14 protein-coding genes are annotated in these 25,054 nt (G+C 64.7%); 6 read left to right on the top strand and 8 right to left on the bottom strand.

Annotation, left to right across the window (positions count from 1 at the left end):
- Positions 1-71: 71 nt before the first annotated feature.
- The gene (locus FDY95_RS07810; RefSeq protein ID WP_138076392.1) at positions 72-1,835 is read right to left on the bottom strand and encodes a T9SS type A sorting domain-containing protein; all 1,764 of its coding nucleotides are present in this window, start codon (positions 1,833-1,835) and stop codon (positions 72-74) included.
- Positions 1,836-2,722: 887 nt separating this feature from the next.
- Here FDY95_RS07810 and FDY95_RS07805 point away from each other — a divergent pair.
- The 5 genes from FDY95_RS07805 (at position 2,723) to FDY95_RS07785 (ending at position 12,047) form a co-directional block, all read left to right on the top strand.
- Positions 2,723-3,262 (top strand): phage tail protein, encoded by a 540-nt coding sequence (locus FDY95_RS07805; protein WP_138076390.1) that lies wholly within the window; start codon positions 2,723-2,725, stop codon positions 3,260-3,262.
- 36 nt (positions 3,263-3,298) lie between these two features.
- Positions 3,299-3,850, top strand: coding sequence for a phage tail protein (locus FDY95_RS07800; protein ID WP_138076389.1), 552 nt, complete (start codon positions 3,299-3,301; stop codon positions 3,848-3,850).
- Positions 3,851-3,892: 42 nt separating this feature from the next.
- Complete coding sequence (locus FDY95_RS07795; protein WP_138076387.1) at positions 3,893-4,429, top strand: phage tail protein; 537 nt, start codon at positions 3,893-3,895, stop codon at positions 4,427-4,429.
- Positions 4,430-4,551: 122 nt separating this feature from the next.
- Complete coding sequence (locus FDY95_RS07790; protein ID WP_138076385.1) at positions 4,552-5,511, top strand: methionyl-tRNA formyltransferase; 960 nt, start codon at positions 4,552-4,554, stop codon at positions 5,509-5,511.
- A gap of 665 nt (positions 5,512-6,176) precedes the next feature.
- Positions 6,177-12,047: an Ig-like domain-containing protein gene (locus FDY95_RS07785; protein WP_138076383.1), complete on the top strand. Its 5,871-nt coding sequence runs from the start codon at positions 6,177-6,179 to the stop codon at positions 12,045-12,047.
- 238 nt (positions 12,048-12,285) lie between these two features.
- Here the strand turns inward: FDY95_RS07785 and FDY95_RS07780 are convergent, their stop codons facing one another.
- Positions 12,286-14,463 carry a T9SS type A sorting domain-containing protein gene (locus FDY95_RS07780; RefSeq protein WP_138076381.1) on the bottom strand — a complete coding sequence of 726 codons (2,178 nt, stop codon included), beginning with the start codon at positions 14,461-14,463 and terminating at the stop codon, positions 12,286-12,288.
- Between the two features lie 531 nt (positions 14,464-14,994).
- On the opposite strand from FDY95_RS07780, the gene FDY95_RS07775 reads away from it, so the two are divergent.
- Positions 14,995-16,803: a M61 family metallopeptidase gene (locus tag FDY95_RS07775; protein WP_138076379.1), complete on the top strand. Its 1,809-nt coding sequence runs from the start codon at positions 14,995-14,997 to the stop codon at positions 16,801-16,803.
- Between the two features lie 235 nt (positions 16,804-17,038).
- On the opposite strand, the gene treA is transcribed toward FDY95_RS07775, so the two are convergent.
- From treA to FDY95_RS07745, 6 genes are all read right to left on the bottom strand, one after another.
- On the bottom strand, positions 17,039-18,607 hold the full coding sequence (gene treA / locus FDY95_RS07770; RefSeq protein WP_138076377.1) for an alpha,alpha-trehalase TreA: 1,569 nt from the start codon (positions 18,605-18,607) through the stop codon (positions 17,039-17,041).
- A 31-nt stretch (positions 18,608-18,638) separates the two neighbouring features.
- On the bottom strand, positions 18,639-19,640 hold the full coding sequence (locus tag FDY95_RS07765; protein WP_138076375.1) for a glycoside hydrolase family 43 protein: 1,002 nt from the start codon (positions 19,638-19,640) through the stop codon (positions 18,639-18,641).
- 153 nt (positions 19,641-19,793) lie between these two features.
- The gene (locus FDY95_RS07760) at positions 19,794-20,396 is read right to left on the bottom strand and encodes a hypothetical protein (RefSeq protein ID WP_138076373.1); all 603 of its coding nucleotides are present in this window, start codon (positions 20,394-20,396) and stop codon (positions 19,794-19,796) included.
- Positions 20,397-20,409: 13 nt separating this feature from the next.
- A complete protein-coding gene (locus FDY95_RS07755; RefSeq protein ID WP_138076372.1) occupies positions 20,410-21,120 on the bottom strand; it encodes a hypothetical protein in 711 nt (236 codons plus the stop codon).
- Between the two features lie 83 nt (positions 21,121-21,203).
- The gene (locus FDY95_RS07750; RefSeq protein ID WP_138076370.1) at positions 21,204-23,693 is read right to left on the bottom strand and encodes a hypothetical protein; all 2,490 of its coding nucleotides are present in this window, start codon (positions 23,691-23,693) and stop codon (positions 21,204-21,206) included.
- Between the two features lie 22 nt (positions 23,694-23,715).
- Positions 23,716-24,876 carry an alpha-xenorhabdolysin family binary toxin subunit A gene (locus tag FDY95_RS07745; protein WP_138076368.1) on the bottom strand — a complete coding sequence of 387 codons (1,161 nt, stop codon included), beginning with the start codon at positions 24,874-24,876 and terminating at the stop codon, positions 23,716-23,718.
- Positions 24,877-25,054 lie beyond the last annotated feature (178 nt).

The following is a 25,054-nucleotide window of genomic DNA, read 5'->3' as shown; positions in this document are numbered from 1 at the left end:
ACAAAGGCCCGCTCCTAACAGAAGCGGGCCTTTGTCATGCTGGCAGTCGGAGCTGCCGGGTAGTTTTGGCGTTATTCTGCGGCTTTTTCCAGCTTCACTACCTCGCTACGCAGCGACGTAACCAAACGGGCCGTGTAGCTGCCCGCCGGCAGGTGCTTGGCCCAGCGCACTTCCTGACGGCCTGCAGCTGCAGCTGGCAATTGAATGACATCCACCTTCCGGCCAGCGAGGTCCATAATTTCAATGGTGCGACCTTTTTCGTTGGGCTGCAGGAAGAAGACGAACGACGTGGCCTGGGTGCTGGGGTTGGGGTACACTTGCAGTGCTTCGTCGGATGCGGCTGCCGAAGTGGGCTGCTCCACGCTGGCGCTGGGGCGGCTCAGCGGCCCTTGGCCAGCGTTAGACGAGGCCAGTTTGTAGCGAATATCCCGGCCGCCATTGTCGTTGGCAAACACGTACTGGGTTTCGCGGTAGAGGTTACGACCTGCAATGGACGGCACATTTTGGTTGTTTTCGGATTCCCCGTGTACGCGGCTGATGCCGTCATACGTCGGGTAACCGTCTTTCATCTGCCGAGCCCACACATCTTGGCTCTTGCCGATGCCGGGGTAGTTCTGGCCCACCCACGCCACGGTGTAGTAACCATCGGCGCCGCTATACGTCACCACGGCTTGGCCCGAGTACAGTTCGCGGTTCACGTCGGGGATGACGCTGGTGGCACCGGGACGGAATGCCCCACCCGATTTGCCTACATTGCTAATACCCCAGTACGAAACCGGGCCACGGTCTACCACGCAGTCGCCCCCGGCCCAGTTGCCGACCACTTCCACGTCAAGCGGAGCCGTCGAAAGCGGGCTGGCCGCAATGCGTACCCCACTCAGACCGACGGCCCATTCCTTCTTATCCACCTCGTTGAAGGAAGCACTAAAGACGGGGTTGTCGCCTTGGCTTTCGCAACGAGCCGTGAAGGTCGTCTGCCGTACCGTCAGCAACGACACCGTCTGGTAGGTTTTGAAGTCTACGTAGACGTGGTTGTACACGAACGAAATGTGGTTCTGGCTGCCCACAGCCACATCGGGCGCGAGGGACTGATCCAGCAGCCGCAATGCCCCACCGGAAATAATCGAGCCTCGGGAGCAATACGGTTGTTGGTTGCTGGTTAACACCGTAGCATAGCCGTAGCCGTATTTGATATCCACATCGTAAGCCATCGAATAAGAAGCCGAGGTAACTACTACGTGGCTTTTTTCGATGATTGACTCCTCCCACACGATGGCCGTGTAACCGGTGATGTTGGCGTCGATGTTGGGCGAGGCGTGCTCGCGCAGTTCTCCGATGCTGTTGACGGTTTGGCCCAAGTCCACATAGTTGGGCGAGGCGTAGGGTACAAATTTTGACGTGCCAGCATCCCAGCTAAACACTTGGTACTGCGTACGGTGCTTGCCAGTGCTTGCGTTCAGTTGCAGGTACACCACTTTGGCCAGCAGGTAGCCACCTTCATTGGTCAGTATCACGTCGGGGTCGGACAGTTCGCCCCCGCTGCTGGTGCCGCCAAGGTCTAGATTGCCTACGGCCCCGTTGTAATCCCAGGACAAACGTACGTGGTCAGGTATGTTGTCGCCCGACTGGTCGGTATCGTACACCATGGCCTGTACCCGTCGTCCTTTGGCCAAAGGCAGTACATCGGCGCCGGTGTTGTACGTGACGAGCCCGGTGCCGCTGCCGCTGGCTTTCAGTTCGCCAGTAGCGGCATCGTAGAGCAACTGAGCGTGAACAGCGGGTGTCAAAAGGAAAGCCCCGGCAGCCAGCAGGCCGCGAAAGGTATAATTGTTCATAGTGTGGTAAGCGAAAAAAGACGAAATAGTACTGAGTGTGCATCGAGCCCGCAGGGCGCATAGCCCTCCCGCTCGCAGAGCCTTGCTCCGCTGTATCTTTGCATCTACCAGAGTTTTTGTTGAACAAAGTTGTAACCGCTTGCATCCTAGAAGGAATACAAGGGAAAGTTCAGACAATAGCCCTATTGCAAGAGCAAAAAATTGCACTTAGCAAAGGAAACAACAACAGGTGTGCAAAAGCGGGTAATCGGGGCGGATTGCAAAACGGCTAGTGAGCCGTGGTAGTAGCACAAATGTATATGTCTTAATTCGGCGTCAAAATATTTAGATGTTTATTTTATGTGATTTTTCAAATATAATTTTACCCGCACTTAATCCCAGATGCGCTTACTCCATAAGTAGTATAGATTGGCGCTGGCTTGAGCGTTTTGCTCGATTCACCTGTGCACCGCCGGGCTACATGCTGCTACATGCAGCCCGGCATTAGCGGACTACTCATCAGATTAGGTTACGACTACTAGCCCTAGAGGTAGCAAGTATAAGTACCTGCCTTTACCGTCACGCAGACCACGTAATTCTACGCATACACCGCTTTCCCAATCCGGCAATATTTGTTTTTAAGCAATAGCAAACATAAACAAACTCTAAATGCTATGAAAAAAGAAAGAAAGAAGGGTGCTTTGCTTAGGCCAATTTGCCAAATTGGCGCCGGATCATAGTAGCAGTGCTAAATACTAGATACTCTGAACCATCCGCGCCTTTACCGACACCACCTATTGCCCCCCTTGCCGCTTAGTCATTGACGACCAAGCTGGTTCTGTGTTGTCCTCTGATTAGCTTCTCGCCCGCCTTTTTCTTTCTTAACCTCCTCTTCCCAAACTCCTTTTATGGATCCTTTTGTTGGCGAAATCCGCCTGATGCCCTACTCCTTCACCACGCGCGGCTGGCTGCCCTGCGACGGTCGATTGTTGCCCATTCAATCGAATACCGCCCTGTTTTCGCTGCTGGGCACCCGGTACGGCGGCAACGGCCAGACGACCTTCGCCCTGCCCGACCTGCGCGGCCGTGCCGTGGTGGGCATGGGCCAGGGCGCGGGCCTGTCGCCGTATATCCAGGGCGAGGTGACGGGAACGGAGAATGTCACGCTGAAGCCGCTGGAACTGGCCATGCATAGCCACTCCGTGACGGCCTCCGTGCCCGCCAATAGCGCCCGTGGCACGGCCAGCTCGCCCCAAAGCGACTTCTACGCCGCGACGGCGCCGCAAGCCGAGCAGTACGGCACCGCGCCCAACAACGGCAACATGGCCAACCTGCTCAGCGGCACGACGGCAGCGGTAGGCGGCAACCAGCCGCACGAAAACCGCATGCCCTTCCTGGCCCTCGCCTACTTCATTGCCGCCCAGGGCGTGTTCCCGCCGCGCCAGTAAGGCGCGCTTTCCTCTCATCTCCTCAAGTTACTGCGTATGTCAACTCCTTACATCGGCGAAATCCGGGCCGTCGGCTTCAACTTCGCTCCCCAGGGCTGGGCCTTCTGCAACGGCCAGAGCCTGGCCATTTCCGAGTACGACACCCTGTTTGCTCTGATCGGCACCACTTACGGCGGCGACGGGCAAACCACCTTCAACCTGCCTAACCTGCAGAGCCGCCTCGCGGTAGGCAGCCAGGGCGGGGCGGCCGGCCCGGGCCTGAGTGCTTATCCGCTGGGGGTGACTGCCGGCACCGAGAGCGTGACGCTGAACACGACGCACGTACCACCCCACCAGCACCCATTCTCCTCGAAGATGGCGGCCGCCTCCGGGGGCACGCTCACCGATGACCCGAAGGGTGCTTTCCCCGGATCCGGCAACGCGGCGCCTTACGCCACTGCGCCCGGTAACAACGAGGCCCTGAACCCCAACGCCATCAGCGGCCTGGCCCAACCCAACCCGGGCAGCCAGCCGCACAACAACATTCAGCCCGTGCTGGCGCTGAACTACATCATCAGCCTGTACGGCATCTTCCCGCCCCAGCAATAAGCGGCCGGCTGTATTCTCCAACCTCTTCTCCGACTTTCCCTCATGGACGAACCATACATCGGCGAGATTCGCATCATTTCCAGCTCCTACGCGCCCAAAGGCTGGGCCTTCTGCAACGGCCAGCTGCTGCCCATCAACCAGAACCAGGCGCTGTTTTCGCTGCTGGGCACCACCTTCGGCGGCAACGGCCAAACCAACTTCGGCCTGCCCGACCTGCGCAGCCGGGTGCCGGTGGGCGCGGGCCAGGTGCCGAACGGCACCAACTACGTGCAGGGCATGCGGGCCGGCACGGAATCCGTGAGCCTGCTGACCAACCAGATTCCGAGCCACACGCACGCCTTCACCGGTACGCTGCAAACCTCGACTGACCCAGAGGATATCAGCCCCGTGGGGAACTTCCCGGCCAAAGGCGCGGCGCAGCAGTACAGCGCCGGCCCCGGCGACACCACGATGCTGTCGGGCCCGCTAGCGGGTAATACGGGCGCGACGGGTAACGGCATGGGCCACGAAAACCGCATGCCGGTGCAGGCCATCAACTACGTCATTGCGCTGACGGGCAACTTCCCCTCGCGCGAGTAATTCGGCCCGCCCACAGCCACCCGTCGCGGTCTGCCCCCAACGTTTCTAGGGGGTAGCTGCGGCGGGTGGTTACGCGGTTTTAATCAGTTCTCCTTGCTCTTTTCCTCCCCTACCCCAACACCGTGCGCGTAGCCGTTATCATTAGCAGCCTGCTGGGCTGGCCCCTGCTGCAAGACCTGCTGGCGCAGGGCGTGGTGGCCGGCGTGGCGGTGCCCGCCAGCGGCCGCGAAGAAGCCGAACAGCTTCACCAGTGGCTGACGCAGAGCGGCCTGGCCCCGCGCCGGCTGACCCGGGCCGGGCTGGCCGAAGAGCTGACCAGCTGGCTGACGGCCCTGCAGCCCACGGCCGCGCTGGTGCTGACCTTTCCCTGGCGCATTCCGGCCGCCGTGCTGGATTTGCCCCCCCAGGGCTTTATCAACGTTCATTTTGCGGCGCTGCCCGGCTACCGGGGCCCGGAGCCCACGTTCTGGCAGCTGCGCAACGGCGAGGCGGCCGGCGCCGTGACGGCCCACCGCATGGAAGCCGATTTTGATACCGGCCCGGTCCTGGCGGCAACGCCGGTGCCCATCGGGCTGCACGACACGCACGGGCTGCACCGCGCCCAACTGGCCCTGGCGGCCGTGGGGACGGGCCGTGCACTGCTGGAGGCGCTGCGCACGGGCGCCCCCGGCCACCCGCAGGACGAGGCCGCAGCCCGCTACTGGCCCCGCCCCGCTTTGCCCGACCTGTGCATCGACTGGCAGGAGCCGGCCGAGGCTATTGCCCGGCTGGTACGGGCCGTCAACCCCTGGAACCGGGGCGCCCTGGCCGCTCTGCGCGGGCAACCGCTACGCATCCTGAGCGCCACGCCCCGCCCCGAAACCGTGGACGCCGCTCCCGGCACCGTGGTACTGGCCGCCCCCGGCCAGGCCCTGCTGGTGGCCTGCGGCGCGGGCCAGGTGCTTCAACTTGACATGGCAGCCCTCGAAGAGGGCTTTTTCACGGGTGGACAGCTGGCCAACCTGGGCATTCAGCCCGGGGAGGTACTGGGCACGCTGCCGGCAACGGCCGCCGCGATAATTCCGCAGCCCCAACTGGGCTAACCCGTTTTCTGGAAGATTGCCGGCCGGCCTTATCCGCTGCCCAGCACGCACAAACGCTTTTTCAACAGGTTCCTATGAGATTCAAACCGCTACTATTCTGCCTGCTCCTGCTCAGTACGCTGGGGGCAAGGGCACAGACCCTGCTGCAACAGCAGTCATTCGAAGAAACGGGCACCGACCTGCTGCCGGCCAACGGCTACACATTCACGCCCTTAACTCCGGCCACCAATATCTACTTTGAACGGTCAAAGCTGCCAGTAGCGGGATTTTTGACTACCTCTCCAGCCTCGACGGTAACGAACATCAACGGCATTGCGACGGGCTCTACTGGCACCTGGTTCTGGGCGGCGGAAGGCGTTAATCGTGCTACGTCACCGACCGCGAAATCCGTTACGCTGAATTCCCTTAACGTAGCTGGCAAAACCAGCCTGAAAGTGCGGGTGGCAATGGCTGACGCCCAGGGACCAACCAATCAGGCGGGCACTGGCGGCGGTAGCGTACGCTGGGAAAACACTGATCAAATTCGTATCCAGTACCGCTTCGACGGGGTGGGCAACTTTAACAACGTCGGGCGGTTTGTGGGAGATAATCCAACCACATCACCCGGCCGTCTGCGGCAGGATATAGCACCGTTCGACGGAATTGCTGATGCTGGCGCGCCCATTTTGACTCAAGAACTGACCGACTACACATTTGACATCCCGGGCACAGGTGGCAACCTGGAGGTGCGGGTGGAACTCGACTTTGAGGGCTTCAGCGAGGAATTCGCCTTCGACAACATCCGGGTATACGGAGAGGGAGCTGCAAGCAGCCCCCCGGCGCTGGCTAATATCGGAGGCACCGCTCTCGCCTACACGGAAGGTCAGGGCGCTGTACAGATTACCAATACTCTGACGGTAACCGATTCTGATAACACGACGCTGAGCAGCGCCACGGTACGTTTTACGGCCGGTTACAACAACCTCGAAGACCGTCTGGCCTTTACCCCCGACGGGACGACTGGCAATATCACTGCCAGCGCCTTCAACACCACAAACGGCAGCCTGACCCTTACCTCGTCTAGCCCGTTGGCCGACCTTACCCAGTGGCGGAATGCCCTGCGCAAGGTAACCTACGAAAACATCGACGTAGCGGACGCATCGACCGCGCAACGCACAGTAACCTTTACCGTGACGGACCCAGCCGGCGTCGCTTCTAACTCTCCGTTCCGCAACATCAACATCACCGCTGCGCTGGACCCGATTGCCCCGCTGCCCTACATTGTAACGTTTGAAGAAAACGACGGTGAAGGCACCCTTTACCAGAGCAACACTTTTTTTGCCACCGACGGTATCCAGTTTCTGCGTACCAACGCCAACCCCCGCAACTCGGCTAGCGGCGGCCCGACCACATTTGGCAACGTCGCGGCGGGCACATACTACTGGTTTGGCGAAAACACGGCGCAGACCGACAACCCCGCTCCCGTCGACGACGGTACGCTGACAACCCGGCAGATCAGCGCTACCGGCCTCACCGGCGTCAACTTCTCTATCCGCCTGGGCGCCAGCACCGCTTCGACCACCTGGCAGACGACCGACTACTTCAAGATGTACTACCGCACGGGCGGCTCGGGCGCCTGGACGGCGTTTGCCTCCTGGCGGGGCACGGGCACTGGCGGTGCCGGCGTGATGCGCCAGGACGCCAGCGCCACCGCGGCGCCCGGCTCGGCCGCTCCCACCGGCACCCAGCTGACGACGGCCCTGAGTCCCTTCAGTTTCTCCCTGCCGGCCCTGAATGGGCAGGCAATTGTGGAGTTTCAGCTGGTACTGGTTAACCGGAGCAGCAACAATGACTTCGCCTTCGACCAAATTGAGGTAACGGCCTCGCCGGCGGTAACCACCGCCGCGGCGACCAGTGTCACCGGCACCGGCGCCACGCTGGGTGGCAACGTCACTTCCGACGGCGGCGCCCCGGTGACCGGCCGTGGCGTGGTGTACAGCAGCACCGATAACACGCCCACCATCGGCGAAACCGGCGTCGTGCAGGATACCAACGGCAGCGGCACGGGCACCTTCTCCGAAGCTATTGCCGGCCTGACGCCCGGCACTACGTACTACGTAGCGGCCTACGCCATCAACGGGGCCGGCACCAGCTACGGGGCCGTGCAGACGTTTACTACTACGCCCAACGCGCCGGTGGTAATAACGCCGGCCAACGGCAGCCTGACCAACGACAACACCCCTACCTACACCGGCACGGCCCTGGCCAACTCGACGGTGACGGTGTACGTGGACGGCTCAGCCCTCAGCCCGACGACCACGGCCAATGCCAGCGGCAACTGGAGCCTGACCCAGCCTACGGCCTTGTCGCAGGGCAGCCACACGGTATTCGCCCGCGCTGCAATAGGTTCTTCGGCCCAGAGTGCTAACAGCAACACCAACACTTTCGTAGTGGACACTACGCCGCCAGCGGCCCCGGTAGTCACCACGCCGGCCAACGGCAGCCTGACCAACGACAATACCCCAACCTACACGGGCACGGCCGAAGCCAGCTCGACGGTGACGGTCATCATTGACGGCAGCAGCATCGGCACAACCACGGCCAACGCCAGCGGCAACTGGAGCCTGACCCAGCCCACGGCCTTGTCGGAGGGCAGCCACACGGTGCGCGCTACCGCAACGGATGCGGCCGGCAACGTCAGCCCCAGCAGCAACACCAACACGTTCATCATCGACATAACGCGCCCGACGGTGGCCATCAGCTCGTCGGCCGGCGCCTCGGGCAGCACGACCACGACCACGCCCATTCCGTTCACGGTGACCTTCTCCGAAAACGTGTCGGGCTTCGTGGCCGGCGACGTGACGGTGACCAACGGCTCGATTACCGGCGGCACCGTCAACGGCGCCAGCCCCGGCACCACCTTCACCTTCACGGTGACGCCCGCCACCCCCGGTACGGCTACCACGGTGAACGTGCCGGCCAACGTGGCCCAGGACGCGGCCGGCAACGCCAACACGGCCGCCCCCGCGCCGTACAGCATCACCTACAACCAGCCCAATACCACGGTGGTGTCGGTGACGCGCCTCACGCCCTCGCCCACGGCTACGGCCCAGGTGAGCTACCAAGTGGTATTCGCCAGCAGCGTGACGGGCGTGACTACCAGCAACTTTTCGGTGACCAGCAACACCGGCGCCAGCGTCAGCAGCGCCTCGGGCTCGGGCACGACGTACACGGTGGTGGTGAATACCGGCACCGGCAACGGGACGCTGACGCTGAACGTGCAGAACACTTCCGGCATTTCGCCCACGGTCACCAACGTACCCTACACCAGCGGCGAGCAGTACACCATCCAGAAAGGCTTCCCTGCCGCCCCCACCCTGCGCATTCAGGCGGCCGGCAGCGCCAGCAACAACGGCGACGTGACGGCCTTCGTGGACGTAGTGCAGGTGGTGCAAAGCGGCACGAGCACCGTGGTAGCCAACGGCCTGCAAAACGGCAGCTTCGAAACCAACAACGTTGATCCGAACAACTTCAAGAAGACCCCCGACGGGGTAGTGGCCTCGCCCTGGAGCTTCACCGGCCTGGCCGGCGTGTCGCGCAACGGCAGCGGCTTCGGCTCGTCGGCGGTCGACGGCAACGCGGTGGGCCTAGTGCAGAGCGCCGGCGACAACTTCGCCAGCATCTCGCAAGACTTGGCCGTGCCCACGGGCAGCTACCAGATCAACTTCCAAACGGCCCAGCGTAGCTACACCTCCCGGGACCAGCGGTTGAACGTGTTCCTGGTGCAGGGCGGCAACACCGTCTTCATCGGCAACATTCAGCCGAACAACAACCCCCCCCCCACTTACGACACCTTCACCTCGGCCACCTTCAGCGTAACGGCTCCGGCCCTGACGACCACCGTCAGCAGCACGGCCGCCGCCTCGGGCGGCACCACCGGCACCACTCCCATTCCCTACTCGGTGAGCTTCTCGCAAAGCGTGGGCACCAGCTTCACGGCTTCGGACGTGACGGTGACGGGTGGCACGCTGACCAGCGGCAGCTTCTCGGGCAGCGGCAGCGGCCCCTACACCTTCACCGTGACGCCCGCCACGCCCGGCTCAGCCACCACGGTGAGCGTGGGCGCGGGCGTGGCCCAGGATGCCAACAACACCCTGAACTTGGCCAGCAACTCGTACAGTGTCACGTTCGTTCGCACGACGGCGCCGACGGTGGTAGCTCCCGCCAACGGCGTCACCGTTGCCAGTAACCTGCCGACTTACAGCGGCACGGCCCCGGCCGGCAGCACGGTCACGGTGTACGTGGACGTCACCAGCCGCGGCACGACCACGGCCGACGGCAACGGCAACTGGACGCTTGTTCATCCCTCCAACCAACCCTTGACGGTGGGCGGCCACACGGTGTACGCCACGGCTCAGCTCAGCGGGCAGGGCGTTAGCCTGAACAGCAACACCAATAACTTCGTAGTACCGAATCCGGCCACCTACACCAGCAGCACGGCCGACCAGCCCACCACGACGCGCGTGGCGGCGGGCAGCACCAACCAGGAAATCTTGCGCGTAGCCGTCGTCATCGGCGGGGGCAACGACAACCCGCTGAGTGCCCAGTCCTTCTCGTTTACCACCAGCGGTAGCACCAGCGCGGCCGACATTGCGGCGGCCCGGGTGTACTACACCGGCACCAGCGGCACGTTTGCGACTACCACGCAGTTCGGCAGCACCGTAAGCAATCCGAACGGCAGCTTTACCATTGCGGGCACGCAGCAGCTGAGCACCGGCACGAACTACTTCTTCCTGGTGTACGACGTGGCCGCCAATGCTACCGGCGGCAACCTGCTTGATGCCACGGTACCGAGCCTGACCGTTGGTGGGACAGCCTATACCCCCACCGTTACCGATCCGGCCGGCAACCGGCGCATCGTGGTCACGAGCCGCGTGGCGGGCACGGCGCTGCGCTTCACGGGCGCCAGCACGGCGGGCTACGTGGACTTCAGCGGCAGCACCACTCTGGCGCCGCTGCTCAACGGGGGACAATACACCCAGAGCGCCTGGATACGACGCAACGGGGGCAGCGGCAGCGCAAACTACTACGTGCTCGGCAACGGCACCGGCAGTTCGGCGGCGCCCTTCCTCTATGTCACCGGCAATGGCCGCGTCGGGGCGGGCTTCGGTTCCGCAACGGCTGAACTCAATTCCAACGTTATTGTCAACGGCGAATGGAACCACGTGGTGTCGACCTTCAACGGCACCGTACTGACCGTTTACCTGAATGGTAACGTGGTAGCTACCACCACGCCCGGAGCGGCGGTACCCGCTACCCGCGTCAACTACATCGGCAGCGTAGGCTCCACCGGCAGCAACTTCTTCCCCGGCGACATCGACGAGGTGAGCATGTGGAGCCGGGCGCTGACGCAGACGGAAATCCGCCTGTTGCGCCACCTGACGCTGAGCGGCCTGGAGTCGGGCCTGCTGTCGTACCTGCAGTTCAACGACAGCGGCACCACCACTACCGACGCCGTCGGCGGCACGGTGGGTACGCTGACGGGCGCGGTAACGCGCAACACCAGCACGGCACCCGTCGGCTACGGCACCAGCGCCCTGACCTCGATAACGGGCGCCGGTAACTTCACTTTCCCCGGCACCAACGCGGCCATCAACTTCACCACGCCCGGCACCACGCCCTACGACGTGGTGGTCAGCCGCCTCGACGGCCGGCCCCTGGGCATTCAGCCCACGGCCACCGGCCTGGTGAAGACGTTCACGCCCGCCTACTGGATTGTGGACCGCTACAGCGCTTCCACCTTCGCCGCCAACATTACCTACACGCTCAGCCCCACCGACATCAGCGCCGCCGACGCGGCCAATGCCTCGGCCAACCTGCGCTTGTTCAAGCGTGGTAGCAACGACGACGGCGCCTTCACCGAGGTTATTCCGGCTAGCAGCGCCAACGCCGCAGCCGGCACCGTGACCTTCCCCGTTACCTCGTTCAGCCAGACGGTTATCGGCACCTTGGGCACCTCGCCGCTGCCGGTCACGCTGCTTGACTTCACGGCCGAGCGCCAGGGCGAAGATGCGCTGATCAAGTGGGCTACTTCGATGGAGAAAAACAACGCCTACTTCGCCGTGGAAGGCAGCGTGGACGGGCGCGCGTTCAGCGTGGTGGAGCGACGCGCCGGACAGAGCAACAGTACCTCCCGCCACGATTACCAGGTGACGGACCGCAACCTGAGCCGCTACGGCGCGGCCCTGGTGTACTACCGACTGCGCCAGGTAGACCAAGACGGCACGACCACTTACTCGGACGTGCGCACGGTGCGCGTGCCCGGCCCGTTGAAACCGCAGCTGGCCGTGTACCCGAACCCCGCCCGCACCGCCGTCAAGCTGACGGGGGCCGGTGCCGGCACGGGCATTCAGGTGTTTGACGCCGTGGGCCGCCTCGTCATCAGCACCCGGGCCGATGCCAGCGGCGCCGCCCAGCTGACGCTGCCCGACGCTCTGCCGACGGGCGTGTACGTGGTACGCGCCGGCAGCCAGACCCAGCGCCTGGTGGTGGAATAAGCCAAGGTCACGCCTCCCAAAGTAAAAGCCCCGGTTACTGCGCGTAACCGGGGCTTTTTGGTTGATAACCCCACCTGATGCGGCGGTGGTCGATGCTGCTGCCGGGCAGCTCACTCATTCGACACCGGCCACGGCCGCATCAGGTGGGTATCGGGGAAGCGGCAGGGTGTCGGCGGGCAGTTCCCGCCGACGTCAGCCGCCCGGTGCCGTACGGTGCACCAAGCGGCGGCCCGCATGCTTAGTAGCGTACCAGCGGCAGCGACACCACCCGGCCCGCGCCGCGCACCTGCACCACGTAGGCCCCGGGCCGCAGCGTGCGCAGCGACAGCGCCGGCTGGCTGCCCCCGCTCACCGCCTGCTCCTGCACCAGGCGGCCCGTCAGGTCGAGGATGCGCACGGCGTAGCGGGCGGCGGGCAGGCGGCTCAGGTCCAGCGTGGCCTGCTCGGCGGCAGGGTTAGGGTAGAGCGTCACGACGGCCGGCATGGCCTTGGCGTCGAACTGCACGGCGCGCACCTCGGAGTAGGTGGCGGTGCCGTCGGTATCGACCTGTCGCAGGCGGTAGTAGAGCGTGCCGGCGGCGTAGCGGGCGGCGCCCGGGTCGGAGTAGCGGTATTCGCTCACGGTGGTGGCGTTGCCGCGGCCGGGCAGCGTGCCCACGCGCTCAAAGTCGCGGCCGGTGCCGGAGCGTTCCACCTCAAACCGGTCGTTGTTTTTCTCCTGGGCCGTATGCCAGATCAGCAGGGCATCGGCGCCCTGGGCGCGGACTGTGAAGTCGGTCAGCGTAACGGGCAGCGGCGCCGCGCCGATGGCCGTGGTGACGGTGGCCGAGTTGTTGGTATCCACCGGGTCGGGCACGGCCGAGGAGGCCGCCGTAGCCAGCCCGTCGACGGGGCCGGTGGTGGGCGCCCGGAACGTCACCGTGTTGTCGACGGGCGTGGCGGTGGCGCTCAGGGAGTTGATTTGTCCGAAGGTTACCCAGCCGCTGGCCGGGTCGTAGCTGCCGCCGGTGGCCGTAACGTTGGCGGTGGGCAGGCCGGCGGGCAGCTGCAGCTTGGGCACTACGCTGGTGGCCGTCAGCCCGCCGGCATTGGCCGTGCGCATGGCGTAGGTGATGAGGCTGCCGGCCGTGGCCGAAGTCGGGCCGCTGACGGTGGTGGCCACGTCGGCGCCCTGCACCGTCACGCTGATGTTGGCCGGGCTGGAAGTGTAGTCGCCGCGCAGCACCGACTGCACCGTGTAGGGCGCCACCACCGTGCCGGCGAAGCTGCCGCTGGGCGTGAACGTGACCACGCCGCTGCTATTGACGGCGAAGGTGCCCTTGCCCGGCACCGCCAGCGAGGCTTGTACGCCGGCCGTGTTGGGGTCCAGGTCCACGGTGGCCGGGTCGATGTTGCTCCCGGGCGCCACGTCGTTGCTCAGAATGGGCACGGTCACGGCCGCGTTGTAGGCGGTGGTGGCCGCGTCGTCGGCGGCGAAGGGCACCTGCACCAGGTTCAGGTTGCGGATTTCGTGCACGTTGGTGCTGCCGCCGGTGGCGCCGGCAAAGCCCAGGCGCAGGTTCTGCGGGGGCGTGGCCACCTGGAAGTTGTTGATGGCAGTATATACCGCGTTGCCGTGCTGAATGCGCACCGTAATGCGGTAGGTGGTGGTGCTGCCCGCGGTGGTGGGCACCACGTCGATGTAGGCGCGGCGGTAGTCGGCCGCGCCGGCCTGGGCGCGGGTGGTGGGCACATCCAGCGTAAAGCCCAACGCGCCGGGCGTGGTGCCGGTCAGGTAGGGGTAGTCGGTGCTGGCCGAGCCGTTGCCGGCGCCCCGAATGGCTACGCCGTTGGGCACCCGCCCGCTGGCGTCGACGGTGGGGCTGCCGCCCGAGCGGCCCTCGGTGCCGGCCGAGTAGTTGCCGAACTCGTCGATGCCGATGCCGATGTATCCTTTGGTCACGCCGGCCGACACCGGGTCGATGGTCTTCTGGGCGTAGCCCAAGGAGCCGCCTGAGGCCCCGATGCGGAAGCCGCCGCTGGGCTGGTTGGCATCGACGAGAAACACGCTGAAGCCGTCGGCGCCGTCGGCGGTGGTGCGGCCGTAGCTGAAGAACTCAAACGAGATGGTGAAGCCCGCCCCGGCCGGGAAGCCGATGTTGTCGATGGCGTAGCCGGCCTGGTTGGTCAGCGCGTCGGTCAGGCGCAGGTAGCCCTGGCCCACCGCGTCGTTGCCGGTGCCGCCGGTACCGGTCAGGCGGGCGGTGCCGCCGAAGGTGAAGTTAGTGGCCGAGCCGCTCTTGAAGGGCTCATTGCGGGGGAAGGCCGGCGTGGTCTGGGCCGAGGCCGCCGTGCTGCTTAAGAAACCCAATAACGCTAGGATATGGGCACGCTTCAGCCCGGCGGCCAGGGCCGCAAGAGTACAAGTTGTTTTCATAGTAGTGCAGGAAAGAAGTGGCGCGAGAAGGCAAATCAGATTTGCACCGAAATGTATGCAACTAAGTTCAGCGCCCGCAATAGCAAGTCCTACCACTTTCTTTATAAAGCCCTATTTTTCACGCATATTCTTTTCAATATCGCTCATTTTGTTTCTTAAATTATATATCCAGACAACCGTTACGTGAAATAAATCATCCTCCTCACCAAGCATTATTTTGTACTCAACCATTTTCCACGGCTCCCTGATCTAAAAGCCCTTATTCTTACGATAATTACAAAAAACCATAACTCACTGACCAGCTGACCAGACATTACGAACCCAGCAGAATACCTGGCTAATCCGGAGGCTTGAGCCCGCGCCAGGGCTGGTTCAGTACTCCGCGGCGGGCTTCGTCAACGCGGTGAATAATGGGGCCACCTGGGCCTCAGCACAGTTCGGCGGCAGGTTTAGTCCGCCCTCGGCCCCGCTCCGGCGCAACATTGCCGCCGAATTCGCATCCTTGCACCCGTTTCCCATTCTCCCCCGCTCATGCAACACGCGCTGCGCGCCGGCCTGCTGGCCACTTTGCTCTCCACCGGCCTCGCGGCCCAGGCCGCCCCGAAGGAACTGACCTACACCGTCACCATCGACCCGGCCAAGTCCACCGACGAGTTTCAGGTGGCCCTGCAGCTGCCCCAGAAGCTCAAGAAAGACCAGGCCATCTACCAGTTTGCCTCCACCGCGCCCGGCACCTACCAGGTGATGGACATGGGCCGCTTCGTGCGCAACTTCCAGGCCTTCGACGCCAAGGGCAAGCCCTTGGAAAGCAAGCAGCTCGGCACCAACCAGTGGCAGCTGGCCCAGCCCGACAAGACCCGCGAAATCCGCTACACCATTGCCGAAACCTGGGATACGCCTGTCAACGAGCACCGCATCTACCGCATGTGCGGCTCCTCGCTCGAAGCCGACCACGCCCTGCTCAACGGGCAGACCATCCTGGGCTACCCGCAGGGCATGCAGAATCAGCCGCTGCGCCTGAAAATCAACTACCCCAGCGGCTGGCAGGCCGGCTCGGCCCTCACGCCCGACGCCCAGGGCTACTACCACGCCAAGGACTACGACCAGGCCGTGGACTCGCCCATTCTGCTGGGCCGCCTCACGCAGGCCACCACCAAGCTCGGCGACGCCGAAGTAGCTCTGTACTGCTACTCCAAAACCGACCAGATCAAGGCCGAGCCGCTGTTGGGCGCCATGCAGAAGATGCTGGGCGCCGCCCAGAGCTTCCTGGTGCAGCTGCCGGTGAAGCGCTACGCCTTCCTCTACCACTTCGAAGACCAGAGCCAGGGCGCCTGGGAGCATTCCTACAGCTCGGAATACACGCTGAAGGAGCAGCCGCTCACGCCCGAGTACGCCCAGAGCATCACCGACATGGCCGCGCACGAGTTTTTCCACATCGTGACGCCGCTGAACATCCACTCCGAAATCATCGAGCATTTCAACTTCGTGCAGCCCACCGGCTCGCAGCATTTGTGGCTGTACGAGGGCACCACCGAGTGGGCCGCCCACATGATGCAGCTGCGCGGCGGACTGATTCCCTTGGATGACTACCTGAAGACCCTGCAGGGAAAAGTAGCCTACGACCACCTGCGCGCCGACACCACCTACTCGCTGAAAAAGCTGGGGCTGAACTCCTTCTCCGACGAAGGCCAGCAGCAGTACGGCAACATCTACCAGCGCGGGGCCATGACGGCCGCCCTGCTCGATCTGCGCCTGCTGGAGCTGTCGGGCGGCAAGCGCGGGCTGCGCGAGGTGCTGCTGGAGCTGGCCAAGCAGTACGGCCCGAGCAAGCCGGTGAGCGAGCAGAACTTCTTCGACGACTTCGCCAAGCAGACCTACCCCGAAATCCGCGACTTTTTCCGCCGCTACGTGGAAAACGCCGAGCCGCTGCCCCTGCAGGAGTACTACGGCAAAGTGGGCGTGCAGTACGCCCCCGTGTACCGCACCGGCCGCAAGCTCGGCTCGCTCGGCCTGAACGGCTACGCCCCGAAAAACGGCGGGCTGGCGTTTGCCCAGGTTAGCGCCACGCTGCAGGCCTGCGGCGTGGCCGTCGGCGACCAGTTCGTGGCCTACAACGGCGCGCCCATCACCATGGAAACCTTCCGCCAGACCATCATGGCCATGCAAAGCGGCCAGCCCGGCCAGGAAGTGGAGCTGACCATCAGCCACGAAGGCAAAGAGAAGAAAGTGCGCTGCCGCACGGTGGAGCGCGACGAAACCAAGCGCTTCTACTTCGCCGTCGACCCGCAGGCCACGCCCCAGCAGCTGGCCCTGCGCCAGGCCTGGCTGAAGAACCTGTAGAAGCGCAAGCACAGCCAGAACGTCATCATTCATCTGGCGTACGGCGTAGCCGAAGGACCTTCCTCGGGCCCTGTACCGCCGCGACTTACGAAGAGCAGACGCTTTTTGAAAGAAGCGCACTAACGAAAAAGCGCAGCCACCATGCCCAAACGATAGGGCGTTGGTGGCTGCGCTTCTTCGTTCGTGCGGGGTTGGAGGAAGGTCCTTCGGCTGCGCCTCAGGATGACAGGCAACTCTATTTCGCCGGCCCGATTTTGTACCGATTCATCAAGGTCAGCAGCACGCCGTTGGTCCAGCCGAAGCCATCCTGCGTGGGGTACTCGCCGCCGCCGGCCGTCAGCGCGGTGTCTTCCACGTTGTACTTCTCCAGCAGCTTGCCCGTCTGGTTGAACACGCGCACGTTCAGCGCCACCCAGCGCGTGGCCACGGTGCGCGCCAGCTTGCTCTGCTGATACCGCTCCAGCCCCTCGATGGCTACGTACTGCAGCGGGGCCCAGCCGTTGGGCGCGTCCCACTGCTGCCCGCTGCGCGTGAGCGTCGTCACCAGACCGCCGGGCTTCAGGAAGTCTCGTTGCAGGCCGGCCGCTACCCGCTGCGCCTGCTCCTGGGTAGCCAGGCCGAAGTACAGCGGAAACGCGGCGGCCAGGGTACGTACCCGCGCCGGCTGCCGCGTTGTCAGGTCGTAGTCGACAAACCAGCCCTGCCCGGCGTCCCAGCAGTAGCGCAGCAGGGCTTTTTTGCGCGCCTCAGCCCGCTGCTCGAAGGCGCTGGCCTGGGCCGCGTGGCCCTGTTGGCGGTAGCCGCGGGCCAGGGTCTGCTCCAGGCCGTAGAGCAGGCAGTTCAGGTCGACGGGCAGCAGCTCGGTGGTGCGGATGCTGGCCAGCGTACCGCCCGCCCCGAACCAACGGGTGCTGAAGTCCCAGCCCGAGGCGGCGGCGGCGCGCACGTTGCGGTAAAACTGCGGCGCGGGCTGCCGGCTTTGCTTGGCGGTGGCCACGTCTTCGGCGTAGGATTCCTCGCGGGCGTAGTCGCCGGCGTCCCAGTAGCGGTTGAGCACCTCGCCGCCGGGCAGGCGCACGGCGCAGCGGCGGGCCTCGCCGGGCCGCAGCGAGTCGGCGCCGGCCATCCAGTACTGGTACTCGCGCAGCAGCTGGGGCTGGTAGCGGCGGCGCACCGAGTCGCCCTGCACCTGGGCCAGCAGCTCCACCATCTGGCTGAAAAACGGCGGCTGCGAGCGGGTGAGGTAGTAGCTGCGGTTGCCGTTTGGGATAAAGCCCTGCCGGGAAATCAGACTGGCAAAATTGTCGACCATGCCGCGAATCAGGGGCGTACGGCCACTTTCGCGCAAACCCAGCATGGTGAAGTACGAATCCCAGTAGTACACCTCGCGAAAACGGCCGCCCGGCACCACGTAGGGCCGGGGCAGCGGCAGCAGCGAGCTGTACCGGCCCACCGAGTCCTGGGGCTGGCGCGTCAGCACCGTCCAGAGCGTGTCGAGGTGGTGGCGCAGGCCGGCGGCCGGGTGGCTGCGGTAAGTGGCCGTGGCCGCCGCGGGCAGCTCGAAGTGCTGCGCCACGAAGCCTGGCAAGCTGAAGCCCGACTGCCCGCGCTGCTGCAAGTACAGCCGCTCGATGTCGGCCGGGTTACGGCGGGGCCGGGCATCCACGAAGGTCTTGCCGTCGGGGAATACGTGGCCGAGCTGCACGGCTTTAAACAACGCCGGGTACAGCTGGCGCGGGGAAGGTTGGGCGTGCGCGGCGCGCACGAACAGCAGCAGCAGGCAGAAAAGCGAAAATCGGGACATAGGCAGTAACTCAGGTAGCGCGAAACGGGGTTTATCCGACCGGCGCCGCCACGGGCCAGCGCGAGGCCACGCCGCCGGTGCTCAGCCGCGGCCAGCCGTCGGCCGAGTACTCCAAACGGTCGAGCAGCATCACGCGGCGCGAGTAGCCCTGGTCGGCGTCGATGGCGTTGAAGGTGGGCTGGGCCGGGTCGATGGCGTGGTAGGCCAGCCAGTCCTGCCCGGCCGCGTCGGTCACGACGCAGTTGTGGCCGGGGGCGCGCCAGTCGGGCGAGGCTTCGAGGATGGCGCCCGGGCCGCCGGTGGCATCGGCCAGCGTCTCGAAGGGCCCGGTGGCGGCGCGGGCCCGGGCCACCAGCACGCCGTAGTGCGCGTCGGGCCCGCAGCAGTTGTTGCCGGAGTAGAACAGGTAGTACCAGCCGTGGCGCCACAGCAACCAGCTGCCCTCGATGAGGCGGTGGTAGTGGTGCGGGTCGTCGGGGCGGGCGGGCAGCACCTCAATGGGCTGGCTACCGGCGAGGAAGCTCACCCGGTCCTCGGCCAGCTCCTGCACCCGCAGCGGCCCGAAGCCCGAGCCCCAGTACAGCCAGCGGCGGCCCGTGGCAGGGTCATCGAAGGCCATCGGGTCGATGTCGGCGAAGCCCGGCAACCCGGTTTGCCGCAGCGGCCGGCCGATGTCCGTGAACGGGCCGGCGGGCGCCCCGGCGGTGGCCACGGCCAGGCACAGGCCCGGGCCGTGGTCGGGCTCGGCGGAGTAGTAGAGGTAGTAGCGCCCCGCGTGCTCACTGACGTGTGGGGCCCAGATTTCCTGCGTGGTGCGCGCCCAGACGGGTTTTTCGGGCAGTCCTTCGCCGAGGTAGTCCCAGTGCACCAGGTCCCGGGAGCGGGCCACTTGCAGGTTCACGATGCGCCCCCCGAACAGCTTGGTTTGAGTGCCGTAGGCGTAGTACCAACCGTCGGGGGCCCGGATGATGGTCGGGTCCGGGAAGTCGGCGTCGAGGACGGGGTTGCGGTAGCGGCCGGGAGCAAGGGGCATGGCAAAGCGGCGTGGGTGCAGATGTAGCAGTACGTGCCCGGCCGCTTGCGCGGTGGCCCCACGACTCCGGCCCGCACGAAAAACCCCTGGCTCGGCCAACCACGCGGATTGAACGAACCAGGGGCTTTTCTGCTCGAACCACCAGCCGGTGGCCTAACTCTGCAGCAAGCTGGCCACCGTGGCATCGGTGACGGACTGACCCAGGCCGCTCAGGGCCTGCCGCATAGCCTCGGCCGTGGGCGGCGGCGGCAGTGCCAGCCCGGCCTGCAGCGAGTTGACGGGTCGCAGAAACCAGGTACTGGCCGGCCCCCACTGCGGCGCCGAACTCATCACGCGGTAGCCGCTGTGGTTGCCTTGCGCATCCATGTTGGCATTCACGCTCAGGTAGAGCCCGTTGAAGCCCTGCAGGCGCACGAACAGGTCGGGCTGGCTCAACGTCAGGATTTCGTCGCGGCCGATGGCGGTAATCCAGTCCGCGGAGTGCGGCGCCTGGGTCTGCACGTAGTAATTCCAGTCGTCGCGCACGCTGGCGTAGAGCGTACGGCCGCCGTAGCCCCCTTTGGGCGAAAGCGCCACGTGCCCGTTGTCGAGCTTATACACCACCCACAGAAAGGTGGAATTGTCGTTGGGGTCACAGTTCAGGGCGGAGTACAGCCAGTTGTAGGTGACGCGCAGCCGGCCCTGATTCGAAAGCGGCAGCAGTTCGGCTTCGGCGACGGGTCCGGCCTGGGCGGCCTGCAGGAAAGAGGAAAACATAGGAAGTACGAGGTTATGCCGTGGCTACCGCCGCCTGATCGACCAAATTGCGCTGGAAGCCCGCTACCTCTTCCCCAATGCCCTGCCAGACCAGCAGCGCCGTTTGCAGTTCCAACGAGAGGAGCACATCCACCGTCAGGTCCACCTGTTGCGCGGTCAGCGTGTCCAGATCGTCGGCAATTGCGCCCCACTCCCCTAGCACCTGGCCGGTGGCGTCGTCCACGGCTTGTGTTACTTTGGTGATAGACTCGCCCAGGAAACCCAACTGGCCCGCATAGCGGGCCGCTTCGGTGTCCACCTGCCCGTTGACGATGTAAAAGTTATTGATCTGGGGCTTCAGGTCGTCAAACGCCTTGCTGAGCACGCTGGTGCGCTGGCTCAGCCCGAGCAAGGCCGCCTGGGCCTGCGAGTGAACCGCCGGGTCCAGCGGCGCCCCCGGGTCCAGAGCCGCTACCGTGGCTGCCAGGGGGGTAAAGTCCTGCAAGGCCTGCGCGGCATAGGCCGCCAACAGGCGGCTCTGGGCCACGATGGCCGGAAAAGTGCTCGACTGCCACTGCTGGCAAGCCGTTACCAGGTCCGGAAAATGCGGCAGCATCGTCTGAATTTCGCTCGCCATGGGCTGCGCTATCTGGGCCATTTTCACCCGCTGGTGAATGGCCGCCCAGGCGCTGGCGGGCACGGTGTATAAGTCGGCCACGGAGGCGCTGGCTATTTTCAAGGACATAAAACAGGGTGGGTGAAGGATAAAAGAACCGCAGCAGGCTCGCCGCGGCGCGGGCTGCTGCGCCCGCGCCGCGGCGGCCCTCGTCAGGCGCTGGCTTCGGCAGCCAGCGCGGCCGGAGCGGCCTGCTGCGCCCGTCGCAGCACCACCGTACCGATGGCGCTTCCCTCGAACTGCAGCGTGACTTTGCTGACCTGCGAGAGGTCGAGGCCCGCGTTGGCCGGCGCGGGGTTGACCTGAATGGTCCACTCCGTGAACGGCGTGGGCTGGAAGTACGCGTACTGCACTTCGCGGTCCACGTTCCCATCCAGTTCGATGAAGCCCAGGGTGCCGTCGGCGAACTGCCAGTCGGGGTTGGGTTGGTGCGAGGCCGGGGCTTCCACGTGGTACTCAAACGGGCGCTTGAGCGGGGCGCTGGTAAATTGGTAGCCCGAGCCGTCCAGCTGGTCGCGGTAGCTGCCCGAGGTTCGGATGCTCAGGCTGATTTTCTGCTGGCCCTGGGGCCGGGCTCCTTCCAGCCAGGCGCGCACGGCCGTAATGCGCACCCGGTTCAGGCCCAGGAAGTCGGCCTCGTCGGCCGGCATGGCCCAGGTGGCCGGCTTCTGCTGCCGCAGGGCGGCCAGGAAGTCCGGATCGGTGATGTCCACTTGCTTGTTGCTCATGGTTTCGGGCGCCGGGTTGAAGTGTTCCAGGGCCGCGGCTTGGTCCAGCTTCATGGCCGTGAGCGACTGCAGCCCGGTTTCGAGGTTGTTGACCGGGTCGATAACCTGCGGCCGCACCTGCGAGGCAGCCATTGCCCAGTAGAAGTAGGAGGCGCGGTAGTTTTGCAGCGCCGCCAGCAGCGACTCTTTCGCGTCGAGGTAGCGCTGGTAGAACTGCTGCATCACGGCGGCCGTGATGCTCTGCCCGGCCGTGAGCGAATTTACGTAGGCGTCCAGCCGGGCCTGCTGCTGCGCGGCCAGCTGCTCCTGCAGCAGCACGCGGGCATACTCCTGCCCGGCCTGCACCGCCGCCAGCTGCGCCGACGACAACGACTGCCCGTAAATCACCAGCACGTCGAGCGCATCCTGGTAGTCCTGGGCATAGCCGATGCCCTTGGCAATGGGCTCGGCCATCACCCCGTGCACGTGCAGGCTGAAAATCTGCCAGGCGTCGGCCGCCGAAAGGTCGGCCCCTTCGGCGTCGAGGTCCATGTCCTGCAGCTGCTTCACCGAGCCCTGGGCCCCCTGAATGTCGCTGGCCGCCTTCACGATGGCCATGGACAGCTCGTACACCTTCTGCAAGCCTTCCACCAGCTTTTTCAGGGTCTTCATCACCTCGCTCAGCTCCTTGGCCAGCTTGGCAATGGTCGACGCCGTGGTGGCCGCCGCGGCTACCGAATCGGCGGTGGCCACGGCCGCGCCGGCGGCGGCCGGGGCGGCTTCCTCCTGCCCCACGGCCATCAGCGCAATGGCGCCGGCAAACACGACCACGGCCCCGGCCAGCTCAAAAATGGCCTCAGCAATGGCCTTCCGCTCGTACTCGGGCAGGCCGATGTTTTCGAAGTTGATACCAATCGACTGGGCTTTGAGCTGCTGGGCGCGGAAGTTCTGCAGCGCCTTGTCGACGGCCGCCTGGGCGTTCTGGTAGTTGGTGCCGGCCTGCTGCTTCAGCCCTTGCACGTAGGCACTCTGGTACTGGGCGTTGTCGCGCAAGGCCTTGGCCTGCTCAATGTTTTCCGCCGTCAGCACGCTCTGCGTGTTCAGCGCCATGTAATCCGACTCGTACTGCCGCGCCTCGTCCACGAAGGCCTCGGCCAGCTGCCCGTACACGCTGGCCGTGAGGTAGGGCACGAAGGTGGCCCCGTTGGCCTGCGCGTTGAGCTGCGAGGTGAGCAGCGTGGCCAGGGAGGTGCTGCGCCAGAACAGGCCCGACAGTTCGTCGGCTTCGGCCGCCCAGTTTTTCACCCAGGTCATAATGCCCAGGGCCAGCGGCGGGTTTTGGTCGTAGAGCAGCGACCCAAACAGGAATGCGTTGGTCAGCGCGAGCGGCAGGGCTTCCGGCAGCTCGGCGGGCAGGCCCTGCGCGTAGGTCAGTGGCTGCTGGGCCGGTTTCCCCGCTTGCGGGTCCAGCCCAATGTGCACCCCGGCGCTGGCCAGCGGCGCCGTCAGCGCGAAGGTGCTTGGCTGCGGCTGGCCGGCCACCACGGCCTGCACCGTCCAGGTGCCGCTGCCCTCGGCCGCGAAAAACACGAAGCTGGCCGTGCTGGTCTGCCGGAAATCCAGCACCACGGCGGCCTGCGCGCCCACTTCCACGCGGCGGGCCTGCACCACCAGCGCCGCGCCGTTGAGCACCCAGGTGAAGTGGTCGGGCACCGTCAGCACATCGGCGTACAGCGTCACCACGGGCGGCGTCACGCCGGCCGCGTCAAGTTGGCTGCGCACGTCCTGCAGGTTCAGGTACATGGCCCGGAAGGTGGCATTTACGGCCGAAATACCGGCGTCGGTGGCGTGCGGCACCCGGGCCTGCACTTCCAGCCCGTTGTAGAGCGCCGCCCAGTCGGCGGCGCTCTGCGGTAGTTGCGAATTGCTTTCCATAGTCAGCAGTCGAAGCAGGGGACTAAACAGCCGCAGCGGCGGGCTCGGCGGGTACTGCGGCCGGGTCCGTGCTTTGGTTGTCCACCGTGATGTAGGCGTTCATGCGGTAGATATCGGCTTCGGCCGCCACGTCTTTCCAGGCCTGAATGGCCTCGGCAATGCCCAGGTTCATGATGATGGGCAAGGCCTGCCGGATGTCCGAGTCGATGAGGGCCACGATGCTCGTCAGGTCGTCTTTGATGCTGCCCCACAGGCCCTGAATCTTCTGAATCACCGGCAGCGCCGCCGACAGCTCCTGGGTAATGGTGTTCATGCCGATTTCGGCATTGTGGATGGCTATCATCAGATTGGTGTCGGCGGCCAGCGTGGCGCTCATCGAGCTGATCTGGGCCTGCGTGGCGTGCATCAGATCGAGGGCGTCGGTGGCGCGCTTGCCGTATACCCCCGCCACCACGGCGGCGGCGATGGTGCCAGCCGGGAATATCCAGGCGTAGGTGGGCGAGGTAGCCGCCACGATTACGTCGTGGTTATACTCGTTGGTAGCGTCCTTCAGGATTTGCTGCTGGTCTTTGATCTGCTGGGTGAGCTGCTGCACTTCGGTGCTCGTCGCCCCGTACTTGTCGTTGTACTTTTTCAGCAGCCCGCTCTGGCCGTCGGTTCCCACCAGCGTCGTCTTGTCAGCGGCGGTCTGGTTGGCGAAGTCCTGAATCTGGTTGTACACCTGCTGGGCGTGGTCGGCGTAGGTCTGGGCCTGCTGGGTGAGGTTGTCCAGGATGGCTTTCAGCGCCTTCAGGGCCTGGGCGTTGTCGGGGTCGTTGCTCAGGATGTCGGCTTCCTGCTGGATGGCGGCGTAGTAGATGGGCGCTTTTTTGGTGCCGTAGAAGCTCACGTCGCTGGCCAGGCTCACGCTGGCGGGGAAGGTCGTGGTCTGCCAGGTGGTGCAGTGAGCGTTAATCGATTTGTAGCAATCAATCAGCTCCTGAAAATCGGACAAGTCGCTCGGCGCGCCGGCCCCCAGCGAAGCGCGGAAGGCGTCGGAGGTAGTGGGCAGCGCCAGGGCATCTTTCACGTACGTCTGAATGGCCAGCCACTCGGGGGCGGAAAGCGTGAACTTAGGACCATTGGGAGTACCGGGCGTAGCCAGGGCACCGGGGGCAATGCTGGGTGTCGAATTAGCTGACATGAGCAAGAGAAAAAGGGTTGATGGGGTTGAAAACTGACCCAATCTTACCCCCTTCCCCGGCCAGGCTACAGGAAGATTCACCCTGGATTGTGACTATGATTTCCGCCGCTCGTCCTGTTAATCCACGCCAGGCCAGACCAACTGCGTCCGCGGCAGCCTAGTTATCAATCGGTTGCTA

Origin of the sequence: Hymenobacter jeollabukensis, from assembly GCF_005771675.1 — a bacterium.
Lineage (GTDB): Bacteria > Bacteroidota > Bacteroidia > Cytophagales > Hymenobacteraceae > Solirubrum > Solirubrum jeollabukense.
Note: the sequence above shows the minus strand (reverse complement) of the source record. Positions and strands in the feature narration are given on the sequence as shown.

Coding starts and splice junctions, on each gene's coding strand:
- FDY95_RS07810 (WP_138076392.1), bottom strand. CDS start 1,835: ATGAACAATTATACCTTTCGCGGCCTGCTGGCTGCCGGGGCTTTCCTT.
- FDY95_RS07805 (WP_138076390.1), top strand. CDS start 2,723: ATGGATCCTTTTGTTGGCGAAATCCGCCTGATGCCCTACTCCTTCACC.
- FDY95_RS07800 (WP_138076389.1), top strand. CDS start 3,299: ATGTCAACTCCTTACATCGGCGAAATCCGGGCCGTCGGCTTCAACTTC.
- FDY95_RS07795 (WP_138076387.1), top strand. CDS start 3,893: ATGGACGAACCATACATCGGCGAGATTCGCATCATTTCCAGCTCCTAC.
- FDY95_RS07780 (WP_138076381.1), bottom strand. CDS start 14,463: ATGAAAACAACTTGTACTCTTGCGGCCCTGGCCGCCGGGCTGAAGCGT.
- FDY95_RS07775 (WP_138076379.1), top strand. CDS start 14,995: ATGCAACACGCGCTGCGCGCCGGCCTGCTGGCCACTTTGCTCTCCACC.
- treA (WP_138076377.1), bottom strand. CDS start 18,607: ATGTCCCGATTTTCGCTTTTCTGCCTGCTGCTGCTGTTCGTGCGCGCC.
- FDY95_RS07765 (WP_138076375.1), bottom strand. CDS start 19,640: ATGCCCCTTGCTCCCGGCCGCTACCGCAACCCCGTCCTCGACGCCGAC.
- FDY95_RS07760 (WP_138076373.1), bottom strand. CDS start 20,396: ATGTTTTCCTCTTTCCTGCAGGCCGCCCAGGCCGGACCCGTCGCCGAA.
- FDY95_RS07755 (WP_138076372.1), bottom strand. CDS start 21,120: ATGTCCTTGAAAATAGCCAGCGCCTCCGTGGCCGACTTATACACCGTG.
- FDY95_RS07750 (WP_138076370.1), bottom strand. CDS start 23,693: ATGGAAAGCAATTCGCAACTACCGCAGAGCGCCGCCGACTGGGCGGCG.
- FDY95_RS07745 (WP_138076368.1), bottom strand. CDS start 24,876: ATGTCAGCTAATTCGACACCCAGCATTGCCCCCGGTGCCCTGGCTACG.